This is a genomic window from Deltaproteobacteria bacterium, assembly GCA_016223005.1.
Lineage (GTDB): Bacteria > Desulfobacterota > GWC2-55-46 > UBA9637 > GWC2-42-11 > JACRPW01.
Genome location: JACRPW010000050.1, coordinates 1 through 4,228 on the forward strand (window position 1 = coordinate 1; position 4,228 = coordinate 4,228).

Consider the following 4,228-nt stretch of genomic DNA (forward strand, 5'->3'; position numbering starts at 1 on the left):
ATATTTTTTATAACTTGTGCAACAACTTCATCCACAGAATCCAATGAAATAGTCTTAAATCCTATCACTTTTTGAGAGTATGGTTGATAGGCATTTAAGGGTTTGGCAATCTCGCAGAAATATGATCTCGTTAGAGTCAATACAACATCCTGTATCGCTTTCTCGCACTCATACATACCAGCCCCTCCTTTGGCTAGGAAATGGTTATCCATCCCTGCCTATATTTAATTCTTTATTGCTTCGGATATAGCACTGTCAACAAGCGCATCTATAGACAACCCATTAGTAGACTTTTTCCGTCTTCCTCTGCGTTTCATGCTTACATCTCTTTTCCTGGGCTCGACGCTGTTTGCCGCAATCCACTCTTCTATTTTTTTCCGGCTAAAACGAAGCATTTTACCTGTTAGTTTGATATGAGGAATCCGCTTATGATGAACCATATGATAAATTGTTATCTTTTTGATGCCTAACATTTCCTCGACCTCTGTGATGTTAATCAAATCTTTCATAATTCAATACATCCTGTTTTTCTTTTTCTTTTGCTTTTTTCCTAAAAATGATATAAAGTTCTTTCCCGTTATCCAGCATGTCCCAGACGGTCATTGACAGATGAACGGACTCGCAAATTGCTTTACGAATTTTTGGGGATTTCATTTTGCCCACTTTATATATCGTCCCAGATGGAAAGCGGCAGATTAAGGGCATTGCAGATGCCCTCTCTTACTTTTTTGGGTTTTATCCTGCCATATATCGTCCACCAAACTTGGCCGCGGTCAACGCCAATAGCCCGCGCAACATCGCCGCCGGTAAGGTTTTGCTCAACCATCGCTATCTTTATTTTTTGTTTTAATTTCAACATATGGAAGGCATATATAGCGAAAATGGGGAATAATGTCAAGGGAAAAATGAAATTATGGAAACTTTAGGATATAGAATTAGAAAAATAAGGGAATTGTTAAGTTTAAATCAATCTGAACTTGCAATAAGGATGGGGCTTGGAGGTCCTACTGTTATTAGTAAGTATGAAAAAAATCAGGTTGAGCCAAATATATCTACATTAACAAAAATATCTGAATTAGGAGCAGGTATATTTAAATCAGGCAAAATATCCCTTGACTGGCTCCTTACTGGTGAAGGAGAGATGCAGAAGCAGGAGAAATTAGGGAATGAAGACACTGAACTTACAGAGCTAATTGAAAAAATTAGATATATATGGAGATACGGGGGGTTTGAGGAAGAAGTAAGATTGAGGGGAACCGCAGAAAAACTCTATAATCTAGTGTTGAAGAATCGGCAAAAAGAGGAAGAAGAACAAAAAGAAGATGACTATTGAAGTCTTGCCTGTTTACATTGTGGCGCTGCCATGCTCTTTCAAATATTCCCTGAGAGACTGATTGATTAAAGTCTGGTAGCCTATCTTTTTTTCGGTGGCAAGTTTTTTAAAGTAAAGGATTATGTCATCATCAAGTCTTAATGACATGGATATTTTATGAGGTCGGTAAAACCTGCCTCTTATCCCTTTACTGAAATCGTATTCAGCCTTGAGTTCAAAGTCTTCTTTATCTTCTAATTTCTTCATAATCTCTTATCTCCTTTTTTGTGGCTTTCCTAGCCGTTATTATTCTTATTATATCTTCTCCGTCATGCTGCATAATATATAAATGCCCTACAGTGATAATGCCCCCTTTTTTTATTGCTCCTATCGTAATCCATCTTTCCTCATAATAATTAAATCTAGTGTCCAGTAAAGATATATGCAGCGGGTCATTAAATATTTCTACCGCTTCTGTAAATTTTATAGTATGCTTCTTGACATTCTCTTTTTCTTTCCTGTCATCCCATGTAAACTGCATAACTATAATTTATATATTTGTGTATGCAATGTCAATACATATTTTACAAAAAATAGTGAACATCTAAACACTGTCATAAAATCGTAAAGATACTATACTAAAATAGGGGGTATTTGCCTAAAAAATAAGCAAGAATAAAGGGGGTGTGAAATGACTACGGAGCAAGTATTTATAAGGGTTTGTGGGTATTTTCAATACCTTATGCTGTGTGTTCCCTTGTGGAGCCACAGTCCGATGCTCTAACCGTTGAGCTACGCCCACCATTATGATTGGTTATTATTTAACATACCATGTATGAAGTTTGCAAGTATTTAAAACCTGTTAAGCCAATTTAGAAATGTCGAGACCTTTGTTTTTATGTATCAACATCGCTCAATTGTCTTTGTTGGAAGAAAAAAAATAAATCCCCTTTATCAGTCCAACAATAAACAGCAAACATCAACAAAAAGAGCAGGCATTTTCTGACTCCTTCTCTCATTATTACATCACCTTCTCTATCTCTTTTGACAGTTCGTCTTCTGTAATGCCTCCCATTCTGTCAAAGGTTATTTTGCCTTGTTTGTCAATTACAAATGTCTTTGGTATGCCGTAGATTTTATAGTCCTCTGCAATCTTGCCTGTATCATCAGCGCCGTTTAAAAAGGTTATGCCAAACTCTTTTATATATCCAAGGGATTTTTCTTTTTTATCCTGAACTGCTATACCTAGAAATACTACACCTTTGTCCTTGTATTTTTTATAGGCACTCTCAAGTTCAGGTGCCTCTTTTCTGCATGGCCCGCACCACGATGCCCAGAAGTTCAAAACAACAGGACTGCCTTTAAAATCGCTTAGTTTAATTTCTTTGCCGTTAAAAAGTTTTAGTGAAAAATCAGGGGCAGGACTGCCTATATCAAGGAGTTTAGCGCTGCCCTCTTTGCCTGTTTGCGATGTGCAGGCAGTAAGGACAGTGAGCAGTGAGCAGTAAGCAGTGAGCAGAAATAAAACCGTGATGCGTGATGCGTGATGCATAATGCGTGAAATCTGGAATATTTTGACCTTTGCCCCTTGCCCGTGAAAAGCATGCTTTTCACCCTTTGCTGCTTTCATTTCCCACCCACCTTTATTGCGCACAGACTCCCGCACATGGTGCAGACATCTTTGTCAGAAGGCGGGCTTGATTCCCTTAAAACCCTTGCCTTTTGCGGGTCTATTGAAAGTCTGATTTGTTCGTCCCAATTCAGTGACTTCCTTGCCTTTGACATATTTATATCCCAGTCCATCGCATTTTTTACGCCCTTTGAAATATCCCCTGCATGGGCTGCAATCCTTGAAGCGATTACCCCCTCTCGGACATCCTCAACTGTTGGCAGCCTCAAATGCTCTGAAGGTGTCACATAACATAAAAAGTCTGCGCCTGCCTTTGCAGCGATTGCGCCTCCGATTGCGGATGTTATATGGTCATAACCCGGCGCAACATCAGTAACAAGAGGTCCCAAAACATAAAACGGCGCATTATGGCAAAGCCTTTTTTGCAAAAGTATATTTGCCTCTATCTGATTTAAAGGCATGTGTCCCGGTCCTTCTATCATCACCTGAACGCCTGCGTCCCATGCAATTTGAGTTAATTCGCCAAGTGTTATGAGTTCCTCAATCTGCCCCCTGTCTGTCGCATCTGCAAGACATCCTGGTCTTAAACCATCCCCAAGGCTTAAAACCATATCATACTCCTTTGCAATCTCTAAAAGCCTGTCATAGTTTTCAAACAATGGGTTTTCTTTTTTATTATAGTTCATCCACTCTGCTGTAAGCGCACCGCCGCGGCTTACTATGCCCATGATTCTTCCTTCTTTTTTGAGCCTTTCAACAGACTTTCTTGTAACCCCGCAGTGAACAGTAATAAAGTCAACTCCGTCCCCTGCATGTTTTTCTATAATCTCAAATAGTTCATCTGCTGTAAGTTCAACAAAAGATTTTCCTTTATTTACTGCCTCAATCGCTGCCTGATATACAGGGACAGTTCCGATGGATATAGGGGATTCTCTAATTATTCCCTTTCTTATTTCATCAACAGGTCCGCCTGTTGAAAGGTCCATAACAGCGTCTGTCCCTGCCTCTACAGCAGTCTTTAATTTCTCCAGTTCCAGAGCCATATCAACCCTGTCCTGCGATGTGCCGATATTTGTGTTTACCTTTGTGCGCAAACCCGCGCCAATAGCAAGCGGCTCAATATCATGTTTTTTATTCTTTGTGATAACAATGTTTCCGTCTGCAATGCCCTTTCTTATAAACTCAGGACTGACCCCTTCTTTTAGGGCAACCTTTTTCATCTCAGGGGTTGTTATGTTGTTTCGCGCCTGAATTAGTTGTGTCATAAGACCTCCCATGAATAGTGC

At 39.6% G+C, this 4,228-nt stretch carries 7 protein-coding genes; 1 reads left to right on the forward strand and 6 read right to left on the reverse strand.

What is annotated here, in order from left to right; translation table 11 throughout:
* Positions 1 to 224 precede the first annotated feature (224 nt).
* Positions 225 to 509, reverse strand: coding sequence for a helix-turn-helix domain-containing protein (locus HZC45_05965; GenBank protein ID MBI5682695.1), 285 nt, complete (start codon positions 507 to 509; stop codon positions 225 to 227).
* Positions 510 to 664: 155 nt separating this feature from the next.
* Positions 665 to 859, reverse strand: a complete 195-nt coding sequence (locus HZC45_05970) for a hypothetical protein (GenBank protein MBI5682696.1) — start codon at positions 857 to 859, stop codon at positions 665 to 667.
* A gap of 54 nt (positions 860 to 913) precedes the next feature.
* Here HZC45_05970 and HZC45_05975 point away from each other — a divergent pair, with 54 nt between their 5' ends.
* Positions 914 to 1,333, forward strand: coding sequence for a helix-turn-helix transcriptional regulator (locus tag HZC45_05975; protein ID MBI5682697.1), 420 nt, complete (start codon positions 914 to 916; stop codon positions 1,331 to 1,333).
* 12 nt (positions 1,334 to 1,345) lie between these two features.
* On the opposite strand, the gene HZC45_05980 is transcribed toward HZC45_05975, so the two are convergent.
* The 4 genes from HZC45_05980 to thiC all read right to left on the reverse strand — a co-directional run bounded on the left by HZC45_05980 (position 1,346) and on the right by thiC (position 4,207).
* Positions 1,346 to 1,579, reverse strand: a complete 234-nt coding sequence (locus HZC45_05980) for a BrnA antitoxin family protein (GenBank protein ID MBI5682698.1) — start codon at positions 1,577 to 1,579, stop codon at positions 1,346 to 1,348.
* Positions 1,560 to 1,853 carry a BrnT family toxin gene (locus HZC45_05985; protein ID MBI5682699.1) on the reverse strand — a complete coding sequence of 98 codons (294 nt, stop codon included), beginning with the start codon at positions 1,851 to 1,853 and terminating at the stop codon, positions 1,560 to 1,562. Before HZC45_05985 ends, HZC45_05980 begins: the two co-directional genes overlap by 20 nt.
* A 480-nt stretch (positions 1,854 to 2,333) precedes the next feature.
* Entirely contained in the window at positions 2,334 to 2,942 is a 609-nt protein-coding gene (locus HZC45_05990; protein ID MBI5682700.1) for a TlpA family protein disulfide reductase, read from the reverse strand.
* A complete protein-coding gene (gene thiC, locus HZC45_05995) occupies positions 2,939 to 4,207 on the reverse strand; it encodes a phosphomethylpyrimidine synthase ThiC (protein MBI5682701.1) in 1,269 nt (422 codons plus the stop codon). The genes HZC45_05990 and thiC overlap by 4 nt, the downstream gene beginning before the upstream one ends.
* Positions 4,208 to 4,228 lie beyond the last annotated feature (21 nt).

Coding starts and splice junctions, on each gene's coding strand:
- HZC45_05965 (MBI5682695.1), bottom strand. CDS start 509: ATGAAAGATTTGATTAACATCACAGAGGTCGAGGAAATGTTAGGCATC.
- HZC45_05970 (MBI5682696.1), bottom strand. CDS start 859: ATGTTGAAATTAAAACAAAAAATAAAGATAGCGATGGTTGAGCAAAAC.
- HZC45_05975 (MBI5682697.1), top strand. CDS start 914: ATGGAAACTTTAGGATATAGAATTAGAAAAATAAGGGAATTGTTAAGT.
- HZC45_05980 (MBI5682698.1), bottom strand. CDS start 1,579: ATGAAGAAATTAGAAGATAAAGAAGACTTTGAACTCAAGGCTGAATAC.
- HZC45_05985 (MBI5682699.1), bottom strand. CDS start 1,853: ATGCAGTTTACATGGGATGACAGGAAAGAAAAAGAGAATGTCAAGAAG.
- HZC45_05990 (MBI5682700.1), bottom strand. CDS start 2,942: ATGAAAGCAGCAAAGGGTGAAAAGCATGCTTTTCACGGGCAAGGGGCA.
- thiC (MBI5682701.1), bottom strand. CDS start 4,207: ATGACACAACTAATTCAGGCGCGAAACAACATAACAACCCCTGAGATG.